Annotated in this window: 15 protein-coding genes; 6 read left to right on the top strand and 9 right to left on the bottom strand. The window is 74.1% G+C overall.

The window, feature by feature from the left end:
• The first annotated feature begins 209 nt into the window (after nt 1-209).
• Entirely contained in the window at nt 210-818 is a 609-nt protein-coding gene (locus tag ACOBQU_RS31090; RefSeq protein WP_423631662.1) for a hypothetical protein, read from the top strand.
• On the opposite strand, the gene ACOBQU_RS31085 is transcribed toward ACOBQU_RS31090, so the two are convergent.
• Nucleotides 795-1,343 carry a hypothetical protein gene (locus ACOBQU_RS31085; RefSeq protein ID WP_423631660.1) on the bottom strand — a complete coding sequence of 183 codons (549 nt, stop codon included), beginning with the start codon at nt 1,341-1,343 and terminating at the stop codon, nt 795-797. The two genes, ACOBQU_RS31090 and ACOBQU_RS31085, sit on opposite strands and share 24 nt — an antisense overlap.
• A gap of 31 nt (nt 1,344-1,374) precedes the next feature.
• On the opposite strand from ACOBQU_RS31085, the gene ACOBQU_RS31080 reads away from it, so the two are divergent.
• Complete coding sequence (locus ACOBQU_RS31080) at nt 1,375-2,112, top strand: 3-keto-5-aminohexanoate cleavage protein (protein ID WP_423631658.1); 738 nt, start codon at nt 1,375-1,377, stop codon at nt 2,110-2,112.
• 287 nt (nt 2,113-2,399) lie between these two features.
• Here ACOBQU_RS31080 and soxR read toward each other — a convergent pair whose 3' ends face one another.
• Nucleotides 2,400-2,867: a redox-sensitive transcriptional activator SoxR gene (soxR, locus tag ACOBQU_RS31075; RefSeq protein WP_423631656.1), complete on the bottom strand. Its 468-nt coding sequence runs from the start codon at nt 2,865-2,867 to the stop codon at nt 2,400-2,402.
• 95 nt (nt 2,868-2,962) lie between these two features.
• Between soxR and ACOBQU_RS31070 the strand changes: the two genes are divergently transcribed.
• A complete protein-coding gene (locus ACOBQU_RS31070; RefSeq protein WP_423631654.1) occupies nt 2,963-3,427 on the top strand; it encodes a MaoC family dehydratase in 465 nt (154 codons plus the stop codon).
• Between the two features lie 31 nt (nt 3,428-3,458).
• Here the strand turns inward: ACOBQU_RS31070 and ACOBQU_RS31065 are convergent, their stop codons facing one another.
• Nucleotides 3,459-4,091, bottom strand: a complete 633-nt coding sequence (locus ACOBQU_RS31065) for a TetR/AcrR family transcriptional regulator (protein ID WP_423631652.1) — start codon at nt 4,089-4,091, stop codon at nt 3,459-3,461.
• A gap of 150 nt (nt 4,092-4,241) precedes the next feature.
• Nucleotides 4,242-5,393: an acyl-CoA dehydrogenase family protein gene (locus ACOBQU_RS31060; protein ID WP_423631650.1), complete on the bottom strand. Its 1,152-nt coding sequence runs from the start codon at nt 5,391-5,393 to the stop codon at nt 4,242-4,244.
• Between the two features lie 72 nt (nt 5,394-5,465).
• Between ACOBQU_RS31060 and ACOBQU_RS31055 the strand changes: the two genes are divergently transcribed.
• The 3 genes from ACOBQU_RS31055 to ACOBQU_RS31045 all read left to right on the top strand — a co-directional run bounded on the left by ACOBQU_RS31055 (nt 5,466) and on the right by ACOBQU_RS31045 (nt 9,838).
• On the top strand, nt 5,466-6,122 hold the full coding sequence (locus tag ACOBQU_RS31055) for a TetR/AcrR family transcriptional regulator (RefSeq protein WP_423631648.1): 657 nt from the start codon (nt 5,466-5,468) through the stop codon (nt 6,120-6,122).
• A gap of 59 nt (nt 6,123-6,181) precedes the next feature.
• Nucleotides 6,182-6,424, top strand: coding sequence for a hypothetical protein (locus ACOBQU_RS31050; protein WP_423631647.1), 243 nt, complete (start codon nt 6,182-6,184; stop codon nt 6,422-6,424).
• Between the two features lie 135 nt (nt 6,425-6,559).
• Nucleotides 6,560-9,838: an NACHT domain-containing protein gene (locus ACOBQU_RS31045; protein WP_423631645.1), complete on the top strand. Its 3,279-nt coding sequence runs from the start codon at nt 6,560-6,562 to the stop codon at nt 9,836-9,838.
• Here the strand turns inward: ACOBQU_RS31045 and ACOBQU_RS31040 are convergent.
• From ACOBQU_RS31040 to ACOBQU_RS31020, 5 genes are all read right to left on the bottom strand, one after another.
• Complete coding sequence (locus ACOBQU_RS31040; RefSeq protein ID WP_423631643.1) at nt 9,835-10,920, bottom strand: Zn-dependent alcohol dehydrogenase; 1,086 nt, start codon at nt 10,918-10,920, stop codon at nt 9,835-9,837. The genes ACOBQU_RS31045 and ACOBQU_RS31040 overlap by 4 nt on opposite strands.
• Before the next feature lie 44 nt (nt 10,921-10,964).
• Nucleotides 10,965-12,380, bottom strand: a complete 1,416-nt coding sequence (locus ACOBQU_RS31035) for an aldehyde dehydrogenase family protein (RefSeq protein WP_423631642.1) — start codon at nt 12,378-12,380, stop codon at nt 10,965-10,967.
• 130 nt (nt 12,381-12,510) lie between these two features.
• Nucleotides 12,511-13,950, bottom strand: coding sequence for a flotillin family protein (locus tag ACOBQU_RS31030; protein WP_423631640.1), 1,440 nt, complete (start codon nt 13,948-13,950; stop codon nt 12,511-12,513).
• A 236-nt stretch (nt 13,951-14,186) separates the two neighbouring features.
• Entirely contained in the window at nt 14,187-14,696 is a 510-nt protein-coding gene (locus ACOBQU_RS31025; RefSeq protein ID WP_423631638.1) for an NfeD family protein, read from the bottom strand.
• Between the two features lie 219 nt (nt 14,697-14,915).
• Nucleotides 14,916-15,185 carry a response regulator transcription factor gene (locus ACOBQU_RS31020; RefSeq protein ID WP_423631636.1) on the bottom strand — a complete coding sequence of 90 codons (270 nt, stop codon included), beginning with the start codon at nt 15,183-15,185 and terminating at the stop codon, nt 14,916-14,918.
• Nucleotides 15,186-15,418 lie beyond the last annotated feature (233 nt).

Below are 15,418 nucleotides of genomic sequence, written 5' to 3'. Positions count from 1 at the left end.
TCGCCTTTTCACAACCGCCACACACCACCCGCGCGCTGTGCTCGGGCCGCTGGCCGAAATCTCCCCCGCATCGACGTTGACCTGCGGGGAACGCGCTGGAGGAGAGCCGTCCGACATCGGATGGCACCAAATCGCGAGTCGATACGTCTACTCGATGTCCGCTGGGTCCACTGGCGACGTCCGAGAACGTGTGACGGAGGTGCAGGGCGATGGCCGGATTCCGGAGTCTCGCGAGACAGGTGCGCGACCCGCACAACGACTTGGCGCTGCGGCGGTACTCGCTGCGCAAGTGCCTGGAGAGATTCGCGCCGTACGGCCACCGGGCGACCTGGGACCACCTGTGCTCCCGGGCGGGCTTCGGCCCCGAGGACCGATCGCCCGACCCGGCGCGGCTGGTGGCCGCGCTCGACGAGTTGGAGGCGGCCCGCGACGTGTGGCTCGCCTACGAGGAGGGCTTCGCGCGCCGCCGCCGCAAGGAGAAGCACGACGGCCTGCGGCGGCCCGGCAGCGTCGACGACTGGCACCGCTGCACCTGGGGCGGGCACGGCATCGCCTGGTGCGACGACCCCGGACGGCATCCGTCCGCGCCGCTCGCCGAGGTGCTGCGCCGCCTCATCGCCGCCCTTGAGCGTGAACCGGGCGCCGCCTGCCCCGTGTGCGGCGACCCGGACCTGGAGTGGCGCTACGGCCTGGCGCACGAACCGTCGTCGGGCCCGGTCTGCACCAACTGCGGCATCGTGGTCCCCGCGCCCGTCCTCAGCCGCGAGGCGGTCCGGCGGGCGCGCGGCGCCCGGTCACGGTCCCTGGTGTCCGCCTGAGTCCCCTTCGGGCCTGATGACGTCCGTCTGGATGGCCAGCTTGAACTCGGCCAGCAGCAGCGGCGCGGCGAGCTTCGCGTCGCCCGGGCCGCGGGCGGATATCTTCAGGCCCACCGGCGTGCCGGGGTGCACGAACATCTGCCAGACGTAACTGCGGTACTGGCCGCCGCGGGTGGGTTCCGTGTCCGTGGTGGCCGTCGAGTCGTAGCCCGTCGACAGGCCCAGCGGGTCGCGCACGAAGCGGGCCCGGTACTCCGTCGGCCTGCCGTCGGGCTCCCAGAAGACCAGCGCGGACAGGGTGCCCCAGCCGTCGTGGCTGGGCCAGATCAGGCCCGACCTGGCGTCCGGGAACTTCGACGCCTTGGCACCGCCGTGCGCCGGGTCGTGCATCTTCCAGGGGTCGTACGCCTCCTCCTGCTCGGCGTAGGGGAAGCGCACCAGGTGGTAGCCGTCCCGGTCGTAGGCGATCCGCTGGGGTCCCGTCCGCGCGGACTCCCACTTCAGCGAACAGATGGCGACGCTCATCGGTGCTCCCCGTGTGTGTTGTCATGGGCTCATGCAGGTGTGTCTGAACGGTGCCCGCGGCGCGGGCGACGGCGCGGCCGTCCCTCTGTCACCGCGCGCGCTGGGCGAGTCGGCCGCGGAGGCGGTCGCCGCCGGAGCGCGTGACGTACATGTACACCCCAAATCCCCGTGCGGAAAGGACTCGTTGGCGCCGGGCGCGGTCGCGGCGACCCTTGCGGCGGTACGCTCCGCCGTCGCCGCCCTCTCCCTGCGGGAGGCCGTGCCGGTGGGGGTGACCACGGGTGCCTGGGCGGAGCCCGATCCGGCGGCGCGGGTCGCGCGGATCCGGGAGTGGACGGTGCTGCCCGACCACGCCTCGGTCAACTGGCACGAGCCGGGGGCCGAGGAGGTGGCGCGGGCACTGCTCGACCGCGGGGTCGGCGTGGAGGCGGGCATCTGGTCCGGCACGGACGGCGCCGCGCGGTTCGCGGCGTCGCCGCTGGGGCCGCGCGTGCTGCGGGTGCTCGCGGAGGTCACCGAGCACGACGCGGGCGCCGCGGAGGCGGCCGCCGTGGGGCTGCTCGCCGAGATCGGCGGTGCCTGGGGGCGGCCGGTGCTGCTCCACGGGGAGGAGGGGGGTGCCTGGCCGGTGCTCGCGCTGGCCGCGCGGCGGGGGCTGGCGTCTCGTGTGGGGCTCGAGGACACGTTGGTCCTGCCGGACGGGCGGCGGGCCCGGTCCAACGCCGAGTTGGTCTCGGCGGCCCTGGCCCTTCCGGCGGCGGGGCCCTGACCGCCGCGCGCCCTCAAACGCCGGGCGGGCTTGACCGGTGCGCTGCGGGCCCGTGGCCAGGTGCGGGGCGGGCTCGACCATCGCGCTGCCGCGCTCGCCCTCAAACGCCGGACGGGCTTGGCGGTTGCGCGGGCCTGGCCAGGGGGCTGGCGGGGGCGGAGTGGCTGAGGGGGACCCGCCCCGGTAGGGGCGGGTGGGTGGGGGCGTCCGGCGCGGTAGCGGCCGCGGCAGCCCGCTCGGCGCTTGAGGGCGAGGCGCGAAGCGCCGAGGAACCGCCACCCGTCCGGTCAGGACGAACCGCGGTGCTCCCCCATCAGCCGCGACCCCACGATCCGTTCCCCGAAGACGTCGTCGGGGTTGGACAGCACGCAGGTCTCCAGGGAGAGGCAGCCGCAGCCGATGCAGTCGGTGAGGTGGTCGCGGAGCCGTCCGAGCTGGGTGATCCGCTCGTCGAGTTCGGACCGCCAGGTCCGGGAGAGCCGCGCCCAGTCCTCCCGCGTGGGCGTCCGCCCCTCCGGCAGTTCCGCCAGCGCGTCGCGGATCGTGGCGAGCGGGATCCCCACGCGCTGGGCGGCGCGGATGAAGGCCACGCGCCGCAGCGTGTCGCGGTGGTAGCGACGCTGGTTGCCGGAGGTACGGCGGCTGCTGATGAGGCCCTTGCTCTCGTAGAAGTGCAGCGCGGACACGGCCGCGCCACTGCGCGCGGAGAGCTGGCCGACGGTGAGCTCGTGGATCTTCTCTGGGATCTGGGGCACCCCTCGAAGCCTACTGGCCGCCGCATTGACAGTGATCCCCGCACCCCGCATGCTGAGCAAGCGCTTAGTCCACTCTCCGTCCGGGAGGCCAGCACATGGCAGAGCCGAGGATCTTCACGTCCGCCGACGACCTGCGCGCGGCGGTCGGCGAGCCGCTCGGGCCCAGCGACTGGCTGACGGTCGATCAGAAGCGGATCGACCTGTTCGCCGAGGCCACGGGCGACCACCAGTGGATCCACGTGGACCCGGAGAAGGCGGCCGCGGGCCCCTTCGGTTCGACCATCGCGCACGGCTATCTGACCCTGTCGCTGCTGCCGGTCCTGGTGCCGGGGGTGATGCGCGTCGAGGGCCTGCGGATGGGCCTCAACTACGGGACGAACAAGGTCCGCTTCCCCTCCCCCGTGCCGGTGGGCTCGCGGGTGCGCGCGACGGCCGTACTGACCGGAGTCGAGGAGACGAAGGACGGCGGCGTGCAGGTGACGGCCGCGGTCACGGTGGAGCGCGAGGGCAGCGAGAAGCCCGCGTGCGTGGCGGAGTCGGTCTCCCGCTACTACTTCTGAACCGGCGCCCACGCGCACCGGCGCCCGCGCGTCAGCCCTGGGCCCGCGCCCCCACCATGCGCAGCACGAGGTCGGCGTAGAGCGCGCCGACCTCGTCGGGGGTCCGGCGCCCGGCGGCGTTGAACCAGCGGGCGACGTCGATGCAGAGCGACAGCACGGCGAGGGTGGTGCCGGGCACGTCGGGCACGTCGAACTCGCCCGCCCGTACGCCGTCGTTGATGATCTCCCGTACGGCCGCGTCGGTCCGGCGGCGCAGCGCCACGATCTCGGTGCGGTGCTCGGGGCCGAGCGCGTCCAGCTCGTACTGCACGACCCGCGCGGTCATATGGTGCCCGGCGTGCCAGCGCACGAAGGAGCGGACGGCGGCGGAGAGCCGCTCGGCGGCGCTGCCCTCGCCGTCGGCGGCGGAGCGCAGGATGGCGAGGGCCTTGTCGTGGCCGAGCCTGCTGATGCGGTGCAGCAGCTCTTCCTTGGTCTTGTAGTGGATGTAGAGCGCGGCGGGGCTCATTCCGGCGCGGCTGGCGATGTCACGGGTCGTGGTCGCGTGGTAGCCGCGCTCGGCGAAGGCCTCGACGGCGGCGACGAGGAGCCGCCTGGCCGCGTCGGGACTGACCTCGGCCCACGGCTGCTGTTCCTCGCCGAGGGTCTCCTTCGCCGCGCCCATGCGCACTCCTTCCGCCGTCCGGGACAGACACCCTACCCTGAGGGTGAGCAAGCGCTTAGGCAAGTGGGCGGAGGGCGTCCGAGCCGTCGGCCGGACCGCGGCTCAGAACGCTGCTCAGAACGTGACTCAGACCGCGGCTCAGACCGTGGCTCAGAACGCGGAGACGCCCGTCAGGGCCCTGCCGATGACCAGCTTCTGGATCTGGCTGGTGCCCTCGTACAGGGTCATCACGCGGGCGTCGCGCAGCAGTTTGCCCACCGGGTACTCGTCGATGTAGCCGTAGCCGCCGAAGACCTGGAGGGCGTTGTTCGCGGCGCGCACGGCGGCCTCCGAGGCGAACAGCTTGGCCTGGGAGGAGGCGGTGGCGAACGGCTGGCCCCGGTCGATCAGGTCGGCGACCCGCCAGGTGAGCAGCCGGGCGGCGTCGACGTCCACCGCGATGTCGCTGAGGAGTTCCTGCACGAGCTGGTGGTGGGCGATGCTCCTGCCGAACTGCTCGCGCTCGGTCGCGTACGCCACGGCCGCGTCCAGGGCGGCCCGGGCGATGCCGACGCACCCGGCGGCCACCGACATGCGCCCCTTGGCGAGGGCCGACATCGCCACGGAGAACCCCTTGCCCTCGGGCGCCAGCATGGCGCTCGCGGGCACGCGCACGTCCTCGAGGACGAGTTCGGCGGTGGCCTGGCCGCGCAGGCCGAGCTTGCCGTGCACGGGGCGCCGGGTCAGGCCGGGGGTGTCGGCGGGCACCAGGAAGGCGGAGACGCCCTTGTGGCCGGGGGCGTCGCTGGTGCGGGCGAAGAGCAGCACCACGTCGGCCCAGGTGCCGTTGGTGATGAACATCTTGGCGCCGTTGACGACGTACGCGTCGCCGTCGCGGACGGCCCTGGTGGTGAGGTTGCCCGCGTCGGAGCCGGTGCCCGGTTCGGTGAGCCCGAAGCAGCCGACGTACGCGCCGGAGGTGAGCCCCGGCAGCCAGCGCCGCTTCTGCTCCTCGCTGCCCCACGCGGCGATCGTCTTGGCGACCAGGCCGAGCGAGACGGAGACGATGCCGCGCACGGAGGAGTCGCCGCGGCCCAGCTCCTCGGTCACCAGGCAGTACGCGAGGTGGTCGCCGCCCGAGCCGCCGTACTCCTCGTCGATGGTGAGCCCGAGGAAGCCGATCTCGCCGAGCTTGCGCACGATCGACCGGTCGACGCTCTCGGCGCGGTCCCAGGCCGCCGCGTGCGGGGTGACCTCGCGCGCCACGAAGTCCTCGGCAAGCCGCCGCACGGCGGTCTGCTCCTCGCTGAGCTCCAGGTCCATCGTGGACTCCCCACGCTCCGTACTCATAAATTAGCACTGCTAGTTTCTGTTGGCAGCCCTACTATGTGCCGCATGGCCCGACCGCGCAAGCCCCTCCTCAGCACCGACCGCATCGTCGAGGCGGCCCGCGCGCTCGTCGACGCGGAGGGCCTCGCGGCCGTCTCCACCCGCCGCCTCGCCGCCGAGCTGGGCGTCAGCGGGCCGTCCCTGTACAACCACTTCCGCACCAAGGACCAGATCCTGGAGGCGGTCGCGGACTCGGTGAGCGCCCAGGTCGACCTGTCGATGTTCGCCCCGGGCGACGGCCGGGACTGGCGCACCGCGCTGCACGACTGGGCCGTCTCCTACCGCGCGGCCCTGACCCGGCACCCGAACATCGTCCCGGTGCTGGCCCGCGGCCCCGGCCGCCGCCCGGCGGGACTGCGGCTCGCGGACGCGATGTTCGGCGCGATGGTGGCGGCGGGCTGGCCGCCCGCGCAGGCCACGTCCATCGGCGCGCTGATGCGGTACTTCATCATGGGCTCGGCGCTGGGCTCGTTCGCCGGGGGCTTCGTGGACGACGAGACGGCGTACGACCCGGCGGACTACCCGCACCTGGGGCAGGCGCACCTGCTCGCCGAGCGGCAGGAGCTGATCGACGCGCGGGCCTTCGAGACGGGCCTGACGGCGCTGCTCGACGGCCTGGCGCTTCAGTACGAGAGCGTGGTCGCCGCCAACGAGCCCGCCTGAGGCGGCGGTTGTGCCCGGCTCCGCCCCGGGGGCGCGGGGCCGGGCACTACGGTGAGGGGATGCAGATCGCCTTCGACGCCTTGGCCATGGCCGCGCTCGGCGGGGCGGGCGGGCAGCTCGGGCAGAGCGCCACCGCCGCCCTGTGGGAGCGGCTGCGGGGCGGCTCGCGCCCGACGCGGCCGCGGTCACCGAACCGGACGCCCCAGACGCCCCAGACCCCGCATCCGTCGACCGGCTCGCGGCCACGCTGCGGCACCTCGCCGCGACGGACCCCGAGTTTCGCCGCGAACTGGAGGAGCTGACCCGGCAGTTGGGCCCGGCCCTCCCCAGATCAACCAGGTGCGCGACTCCCGGGGCCTGAACGCCCCCGGGGCCACCTTCACCGGCCCCGTCACGATGACCTTCGGCGGCGAGGAGGCTTCGGAGGCCGACGGGCGGTGAGCAACTTCGTCGGCGGTTCCACGGGGCTCAACGCGCCGGGGGCGGTGTTCCACGGCCCGGTGACCGTGGGCAGGGGCGACGGGCGCGCGGGCGAGCGGACCGAAGGCCTGGTCCTGCGGGTGCTGCAACGGGAGTTCGGCGGGGCGGCTCCGGTCCGGCTCCTCGATCCGTCCCTCGGCGCCGAGCCGCGGAGCGTCGCCGACGTGTTCGTGGACCTGTCCGCCCAGCGCTCGGAGGGCCCCGGCAGGCCCGGGGGCGCCTCCCGGCCGTTCCTGCGGGACTACTTGGCGGCGGAGGGCGGCCCGGCGCCGCGCACGGTCCTGACCGGCGGCCCCGGCCAGGGCAAGACGACGGCTGCGCGCATGCTGGCGCAGGCGCACCGCGCCGCGCTGCTGCGCGCCTTCGAGCCCGAACGGCTGTCGCCGCGCACGACGGAGGAGATCGCCCGCGTCGCACGGGGGCTGGCCCGCCTCGGCATCGAACCGCCCGCTGTCGCGCGCTTCCCCTTCTGGCTCGACGCCGACGCGTTCGCCGCGTACGTGAGCGGCGCGCCGGAGGCCCGGCGCTCGGTGTGGCACTTCCTCGCCCAGCGCTACGAACGGCTCCTGAAGGCGGAGGTGTCCCCGGCCGAGGTCCGTGCCGTGGCCGGGCACCTGCGCACGGTGCTGCTCCTCGACGGCTACGACGAGGTCTCCCCGCGCCACCGCGACGCGGTCCTCGGCCAGGTCGTGGACTTCGCCGAGGAGACCCAGATGGACCGGGCCGACGCCGCGATCGTCGTCACCTCGCGGCCCCAGGCGTACGGGGACGAGCTGCTGCCCCACAAGTTCACCGCCTGGTCCCTTACCGACCTCGGCCCGCGGGAGGCCGACGCCCACGCGGCCGCCCTCGTCCCCGACGGCCCCGAGGGCGCGCGCCTCCTCGACCTGTTCCGGCGCGCCCGTGACCGCGCCGACCTGCCGGACATCCTCAACACTCCGCTGCACGTGGCCCTGGTGGTGTCGATCCTCGCCGACTCGGGCGAACTCCCGGCGGGTCGGCACCGGTTGTTCGTCCGCTACTACGACCACGTGTACGCCCGCGAGGAGGGGCGCGGCGGCGAACTCGGCACGTTCCTCGAACGGTACCGGGACCTGGTCGACGAGCTGCACCGCCGGGCCGCCTTCCGCATCGTCCTCACCGCCGAGACCCGCCGCGAGGCCCGGGGCATCGGCGGGGACGAGTTCGCCGCGCTCGCCGGGGACGTGGTGCGCGACGTGGGGGTGCGGGACGGTGACCGGTCCGACGAGGTCGTCGAACAGCTCATCCGGTTCGCCAAGGAGCGGCTGGTGCTGCTCGTCGGCATCGACTCCGACGTGGTCGGCTTCCAGATCAAGTCGCTCGCCGAGTTCCTGGCCGCCGCGTATCTCTCCGCCACCAAGGACGAGGCGCTGGTGCGGGAGCGGTTCCGGGCGGTGGTGGGGGCGGAGCCCTGGCGGGACGTGGCGCGGTTCATGGCCGCCGCGGCGTTCGAGGCGGAGGACCTGGGCGGCAGGGACCTGCGGGACTCGATCGTCGTGGCGCTGCGCGAGCTGGACGACGTGGACCTGGCGGGGGCGGCTGCGATGGAGCGGCGAGGGGCGCACTTCGCCGTGCACCTGCTGGCGGATCTGCCGGAGTTGGAGGAGCGGTATCGGCGGCTGCTGCTGCCGAGCGTGGAGGCCATCCGGGATCTCCGGCACGGGCCGGATCGGCTGGCCGCGGCGGCTTGGGAGCTGTTTGACGAGCGGCGGGTTGAAGAGGTGGTGCGGCTGATGCGGCCGGAGGGCGACGGGGGGCGCGCCAACGCGCAGCTGTGGCGGTTGCTCAACCAGTTGGCGGAGGCGGGGAACGAGGCGGCCGGGGAGGCGGCGCGCCGCTTTCTTGAGGAGGCGTCGGCCGCTCAGCTTCCCTCGCTGCTGGTGGACGCGGCGATGCCCGCAGTCATGGAACCGGGGCAGCTCGGCCGGTATCTGCGGCGGGCCGACCCGTACCACCTGTACATCCAGTCCGGCGTGCGGCAGGTGGACGGACTCGATCCCTGGACCGAGGCGGCTCGGCGGCTCGTGCACCTGGGGCCGACCCAGCGCGGCCTGGACGGCCTCTCCCTCGGGGGTTGTTGGCCGCTGAACGGTCCCGTGGCCCTGCGCCCATCTGCCTGGCTGCGCCCCCTCGCCACTCCCCCCGTCGGCGCCCACGCCCATTGGGACACCTGGCGCCTGGTGGCTGAAACGCTGGACAGCCCCAGCCGGTCGGTCCTCACCGCGCTCGCCCGGGCGTTCGGCGCGCTCGACTACGACTTCGCGTGGCGCGTCCTGCCGTGGCCCGTACTGGAGCGGGTGCAGGGCGGGCCCCCCTCGGGCCCCCTCGACCTCAGGGCATGGCGAGCCGCTGAGGAGCGCTGGCTGACGGAGGGGGTGGCCTGCCATGACGTCGATGCCTATCTGCGGCGCGGCAGCCTGGGGTCGGGTGTGGCCACCAGTGGGTTTCCGTTCGCCACCACGCACTGGGTCCTTCCCGGCGGGCCCCAGCCGGAGATCGCGGCACTCGCCGAAGAGGTCTGGAGCATCTGGAGGGCCCACCACGACCGCCCCGACGGCCGCCCGGCCGTCATCGCCGAACGCCTGCTGCTGCCGCTGTCCGACTACGGCCTGATGGAGGGCGTCCACACGCTGAGTGCGGAGCGGGTGCGCGCGGCGCTCCGGGCGATCCCGACCGGCCGCGAGCTGTTCCTCACCTTCGAGACCGCCGCGCTCGCGCTCTCCGACTGCCCCGACGACGAGCAGTTCACGGCGTTCGCGGAGCGGCTCGCCCCGGCCATCTGGACCACCGACGACAACGAGCCCAGCCAGACGCCGGTGGACGGCGTCCTCCGGCGGGCCCACCGCCTGCTGCCTCCCGCCACGTTTCGGACGCTGTGCCGGACGGTCGCCGAGCGCACCGACCGCCCCGACACCTGGGAGGCGCTGAAGCAGTGCTGGATCGCGCCCTCGACGCCCGAGCAGGACGACTGGCCTCTCACGGGGCTGCTCCGCGGCGACGGCACACCACCCTCGTACCGCGACATCGCCCTGGCCCTCACGCACGTGGACGCCTGGGACCTCGTCCACATCGTCAACGACGTCCCTTACTGGGACGAGGAGTTCCGCGCGGGGCTGGTGGAACGCGTGATCATCCAGTCCGGGGAGGGGTGGCTGGCCGCCAGCCACCCCACCAGGTCCCCCCTCCCCCTGGACCGCCTCCGCCTCCCCGCCTAGAACACCACCAGCGCCCGCCCGCCCTTGCCCGCGACCATGTTGGCGAACGCCTCCGGGATGTCCGCGAGGCCGATCCGGTCCGTCACCATCAGGCCCAGGTCGAGGCGGCCCGCCCGTACGTGGTCCGCGATGACCGGCAGGTCGCGGGCCGGGTCCGTGTCGCCGTACACGCAGCCGGAGAGGGTGCGGCCCCAGTGGAAGAGTTCCAGGGCGTGGAAGGTGACCTGCTGGTCCTTGCCGCCGATGCCGACGACCGTGGTGCGGCCGCCGCGGCGGGTGGACTCCCAGGCCGTGCGGATGGTGACGGCGCGGCCGACGCACTCGACGGCCACGTCGGCGCCCTCGCCGCCGGTGAGGGCGCGGACGTCGCGGGCGGTGGTGTCGGAGGCGAGGACGAAGTCGGTGGCGCCCGCCGCGCGGGCCAGGGACTCCTTGGCCGGGGACACGTCGACGGCGATGACCTGGGCCGCACCGGCGATCCGCGCGGCCTGGAGCGTGGCGAGCCCGACGCCCCCGGCGCCGTACACGGCGACCCGCTCGCCCTCGCGTACCCGCGCGGAGTGGTGCACGGCGCCGTACCCGGTGAGGACGGCGCAGCCGAGGAGGGCGGCGTCGGTGAGCGGGATCCCGTCGGGGGCCGGCAGTACGCAGGCGGACGGCACGACGGTCTCCTCGGCGAACGCGGCGACGTTCAGGCCGGGGTACAGGTCGCCGCCGTCGGCGCGCCGGGCGTGGACGGTGCCCGCGCCGGTGAGGGCGTCGCCGCACAGCCACACCTCGCCGCGCGCGCAGGCGGGGCAACGGCCGCAGGACGGCGCCCAGTTCAGGACGGCGCCGTCGCCGGGCGCCACGTGGGTGACGTCGGCGCCGACGGACACCACCGTGCCCGCGCCCTCGTGGCCGAGCACGGCCGGTACGGGCACCCGCATGGTGCCGTTCGTGAGGGACAGGTCGGAGTGGCAGACCCCGGCGGCGGCCAGCTTCACCCGCACCTGCCCGGGGCCGGGTTCGGGCAGGTCGATCTCGGTGACTTCCAGGGGCGAGCCGACGGCGGGCAGGACGGCGGCGCGGACGCGTGCCACGGTGGCGTACTCCTCAGGGGATCGAGGGACAGGGCCGAACGGGATCAGAACTGGAGGGACTTGGTCTGGAGGTACTCCGTGAGGCCGTGGGTGCCCAGTTCCCGGCCCACGCCGGAGCGCTTGTAGCCGCCGAACGGGGCGAGCGGGTTGAAGGCGCCGCCGTTGATGTCGACCTGGCCGGTGTGCAGGCGGCGGGCGAAGGCGGCGGCCTCCTCGTCGCTCCCGGCCCACACGGCGCCCGCGAGGCCGTACTCCGTGCCGTTGGCGATGGCCTCGGCGTCGGACTCGTCCTCGTACCGCAGGATCGAGAGGACCGGGCCGAAGATCTCCTCCTGGGCGATCGTCATGTCGGGGGTGACGTCGGCGAAGACGGTGGGGCGGACGTAGTAGCCGCGCTCGCGCGGCGCGTCGGGGCCGCCCGCGACCAGGCGGGCGCCCTCGGCGACGCCCCGCTCGATGTAGCCGCGCACGCGGTCGCGCTGGGCGGCGCTGACGACGGGGCCGATGCGCTCGCCGTACTTGGCGGCGGCGGTCGCGGCGAGGGCCACCGCCTCGTCGTACTGGTCGGTGTGGACGAGCATGCGGGTCCAGGCGCTGCACGTCTGGCCGGAGTTGGACATCACGTTGGCGACGCCGACGTTGACGGCCCTCGCGAGGTCGGCGCCGGGCAGGATGACGCTGGCGGACTTGCCGCCGAGTTCCAGCGCGACGCGCTTGACGGCGGCGCCCGCCACCGCGCCGATCCGTCGGCCCACGGCGGTGGAGCCGGTGAAGGAGACGAGGTCCACGCCGTCGTGCTCGGCGAGCGCCTGCCCGGCGACCGGGCCGAGCCCGGTGACGAGGTTGAACACCCCGGGCGGCAGACCCGCATCGTGGACGACCTCGGCGAAGAGCTGGGCCGTCAGGGGCGTGTCCTCGGCCGGTTTGAGGACGATGGCGCAGCCCGCGGCGAGGGCGGGGGCGGCCTTCGCGACGATCTGGTGCAGCGGGTAGTTCCAGGGCGTGATCGCGCCGACGACGCCGACGGGTTCGGCGTACACGGTGGAGTTGCCGACCTTCTCCACGAACGGGTACGTCGCCGCGAGGTCCGCGTAGGAGGCGGCGACCCGGGCGGGCAGGGCCGCGTGGACGGCGGCGGCGATCTTCGGCGGGGCGCCGAGTTCCGCGGTGACGGTCGCGGCGATCTCGTCCGCGCGGGCGGTGAGGCCGTCGCGTATCGCGGCGATGCGGGCCGCGCGGTCCTCGGGCGGGGTCGCGGCCCAGCCGGGGAGCGCGGCGCGGGCGGCGCGCACGGCGGCGTCCACGTCGGCGGCGGTGCCCGCGGGGACGTGGGCGATGACCTCCTCGGTGGCCGGGTCGACGACGGGGATGGTGTCGCCGGTGGCGGCGGGGCGCCACTCGCCCGCGATGTACAGGGCGTCGTGGGGCGCCGCGACGAGGGCGTCGGGGGGCGTCGTCATGCGGGGCCTCCTGGGGTGGTGCGGGGTGTGCGGCGGGCGCGGGGCGGGCGGGTAGCCGCGGCGGCCCCGGGGCCCTCGGCGGGCCCCGGGCGGCCGTCGCGCGGGCGGATGACCACCCAAACTAGCGCCGTTAGTTTTCCGGCGCCAGAGGCACCCGCACGCCCGTGGTCGCGGCCGGAGCCGGGCCCTCCGGCAGCCCCGCCAGGCCCCCGGTCACCTGCTTCAGGAGGGCCGCCAGGTCAACGCCCGTGGTGGAGCCGAGGAGTTCGACGCCCTGGGCGACGTTGTCGGTGACGGTACGGGTCAGCTTGCTCGCGCCGTCCGTGGAGATCACCGTCATCTTGTCGACCGCGCCGAGCGGCTCGGCGGCCTTGGCGACGACCTGGGGCAGCACCTCGACCAGCATCTGGAGCATGGCCGCGTCCCCGTACTGGGCGAAGGCGTCGGCCTTCTTGCGCATGGCCTCGGCCTCGGCGGAGCCCTTCGCGGCGGTCGCGGCGGCCTCGGCCTCACCCTCCAGTCGGACCGCGTCGGCGAGCGCGGCGCGCTGCGCCTTCTCGCCCTCACCGGTCAGCCGGGCCCGCTCGGCGTCCGCCTCGGCCTCCTTGACGAGGGCGATGCGCCGGGCCTCGGCCTCCTGCTCGGCCCGGTAGCGGGCGGCGTCGGCGGGCTTGCGGACCTGCGTGTCCAGTTCGCGGTCGGTCAGGGCGGCCTGGCGCTGCGCCACCTTCTCCTGCTCGGACAGGACCTCCTGCTGCCGGGCCGCCTCGGTGAGGGGGCCCGCCGCACCGGCGCGCGCCGCGGCCTCGTCCGTCTCGGCCTTGATCTCGGCCTGCTTCAGCGCGAACGTCCGCTGGGCGACCGCGATCTCCTCCTCGGCCTTCAGGCGCGCCTGCTCGGCGGCGCGGCGCGCCACGGCCTCGGCGATGTCGGCCTCCTGCTTGGCGCGGGCGGCCTCGGGGCGGCCCAGGTCCTCCAGGTAGGAGCCCTCGGTGGTGATGTCCTGGATCTGGAAGGCGTCCAGGACCAGGCCCTGCCCGGACAGGCTGGCCTCGGCCTCCTCGGCGACCTGCCCGGCGAACGCGGCCCGGTCGCGGATGATGTCCTCCACCGACATCCGGCCGACGATGGAGCGCAGCGCGCCGGAGAGCACCTCCTGCGTGAAGCCGACGATGCCGTCCTGCTGGACCAGGAAGCGCTGGGCGGCGGCGCGGATGGAGTCCTCGGTGCCGCCGACCTTCACGATGGCGACGCCTTCGAGGTGCGCCTTGACGCCGCGCAGGGTGACCGCGCCGCGCACCGCGACCGGGATGTGCCGCGACGACAGGTCGAGCGTGAACTTCTGCTGCACGAACGGCACCACGAACACGCCGCCGCCGACGACGACCTTCTGCCCGCTGTTGTCGGTGACGACGCGGCCGGTGGCCGGATCGGTGGACTTCTTGCCGCGCCGCCCGGTGACGATGAAGGCCTCGCTGGGCCCGGCGACCTTGTAGCGCGTGACGACGACGAGGGCGAGCAGCACGACGAGGACGACGCCGCCGATGACGGAGAGGAGAACGGCACTCATAGGACTTCTTTCCGCCGCCACGAGGACGGCACAGGAGGAACAGAACGCGGGGGCACGGGCAGCGCCCCGAAGGGGCGCGGGGCTGTGTCGATATGCGGCTCCGCCGCGTGGGCGCGCCCCGAAGGGGCGCGGGGAACTGCGCGCCCAGCCACGACGCCGCCGCAGCCAAAAGGACACCCCACCCCGGCACACACCCACACCCACACCCGCCCCCAAGGAGGCACCTGCCGGGACACCTACCGATCGACAGGCCGCACCACAACCGCCGTGGCCGACAAGGTCCCGGCGACCCACACCTCGGTGCCGCGCGCCAGCGCGACCCCACTGCGGGCCGCGTACTTCACCGGTTGCCCCCCGAGCCGCAGCAGCACCTCGCCGTACCCGTCGGCGGGAATCGCGGTGACCACGGACCCGGCGGAGCCGAGCAGGTCGTCGCCGCGCGGCGTGCGCGCGGTCTGGTCGCGCATCAGGGCGCGGGTGAACCGCCAGGTGAGCCAGGCGGCTCCGGTGCCCAGGACGGCACCCAGGGCGGTCGCGGGCCCGACGCCGAGCCCGGTGGCGCCGAGGACGAGCGCGCCCCCGAAGCCCAGCGCGGACAGGAAGCCCGCGATGACCGGCAGCGACAGGAGCCCGTCGAGGAAGCCGCCGAGGGCTCCGTCGAAGAGCCCTTCGAGGACGCCGTCGAGGAGCAGCGCCAGGACCAGCAGGACGAGGCCCGCGATGCCGAGTCCCAGAAACCACCCCATCGCGCGCACCCCTCCCTGTCCCTGCCGGGAACCCCGTGACCTTGTCCGATGTCCACCCTGACATGACAAGGCGGTCCGAGTCATTGCCGGATTCCGGCAGTCCTTAACGCTTCCTTAATGCCGACAATGCCGACTCGCGACTCCTTGATGCCGACAATGCCGACTCGCGGCGCCCGCCGCCGACGGGGCGGCACCCCCGCCGCCGACCGGACGGCCCGCTCAGTTCCGGCTCGGCACCGGCCCCGGCGCGCAGTCCTCGGTGGCGCTGAGCTGGATGAGGTCGGCGACCGTGGGGGCCGTGCGCTTGTCGCGGATGCGACGCAGATACGTACCGACGGTGTGCACGCTGATGCCGAGGCGCCGGGCGATCTGCTTGTGGGAGAGCCCGGCCGCGATATGGGCGAGGACCTGCCGCTCCCTCGGCGACAGGGCCGGGCGTTCGTCCTGAGGGTCCGCTCGGGACTGTCTGGTGGTGTCTGTTCTCCGCACAGGACCCTCAACTCCACGGCTGCCGCGACCGACCTTTGGATCTAACCACGGTCAGAGCGAGAGACAAGGTGGCAGTTCGGGCCCGCGCGAAGTCGGCTATGCCATTCGCCGGGACATGTCAAGTCACCAATTTCAGTGACTGTAGGTCGCCTTGGAAGCACGTGAGGGTGAACACGTCCTCCTCCGGACCACCCGATCGGTGTGCTTTCCGGGGAAGAGTGCGGGATCCGTGG

It is taken from the genome of Streptomyces sp. G45 (assembly GCF_049542095.1).
GTDB lineage: Bacteria > Actinomycetota > Actinomycetes > Streptomycetales > Streptomycetaceae > Streptomyces.
The sequence above is the reverse complement of the archived record's forward strand: the minus strand, read 5'-3'. Positions and strand labels throughout refer to the sequence as shown.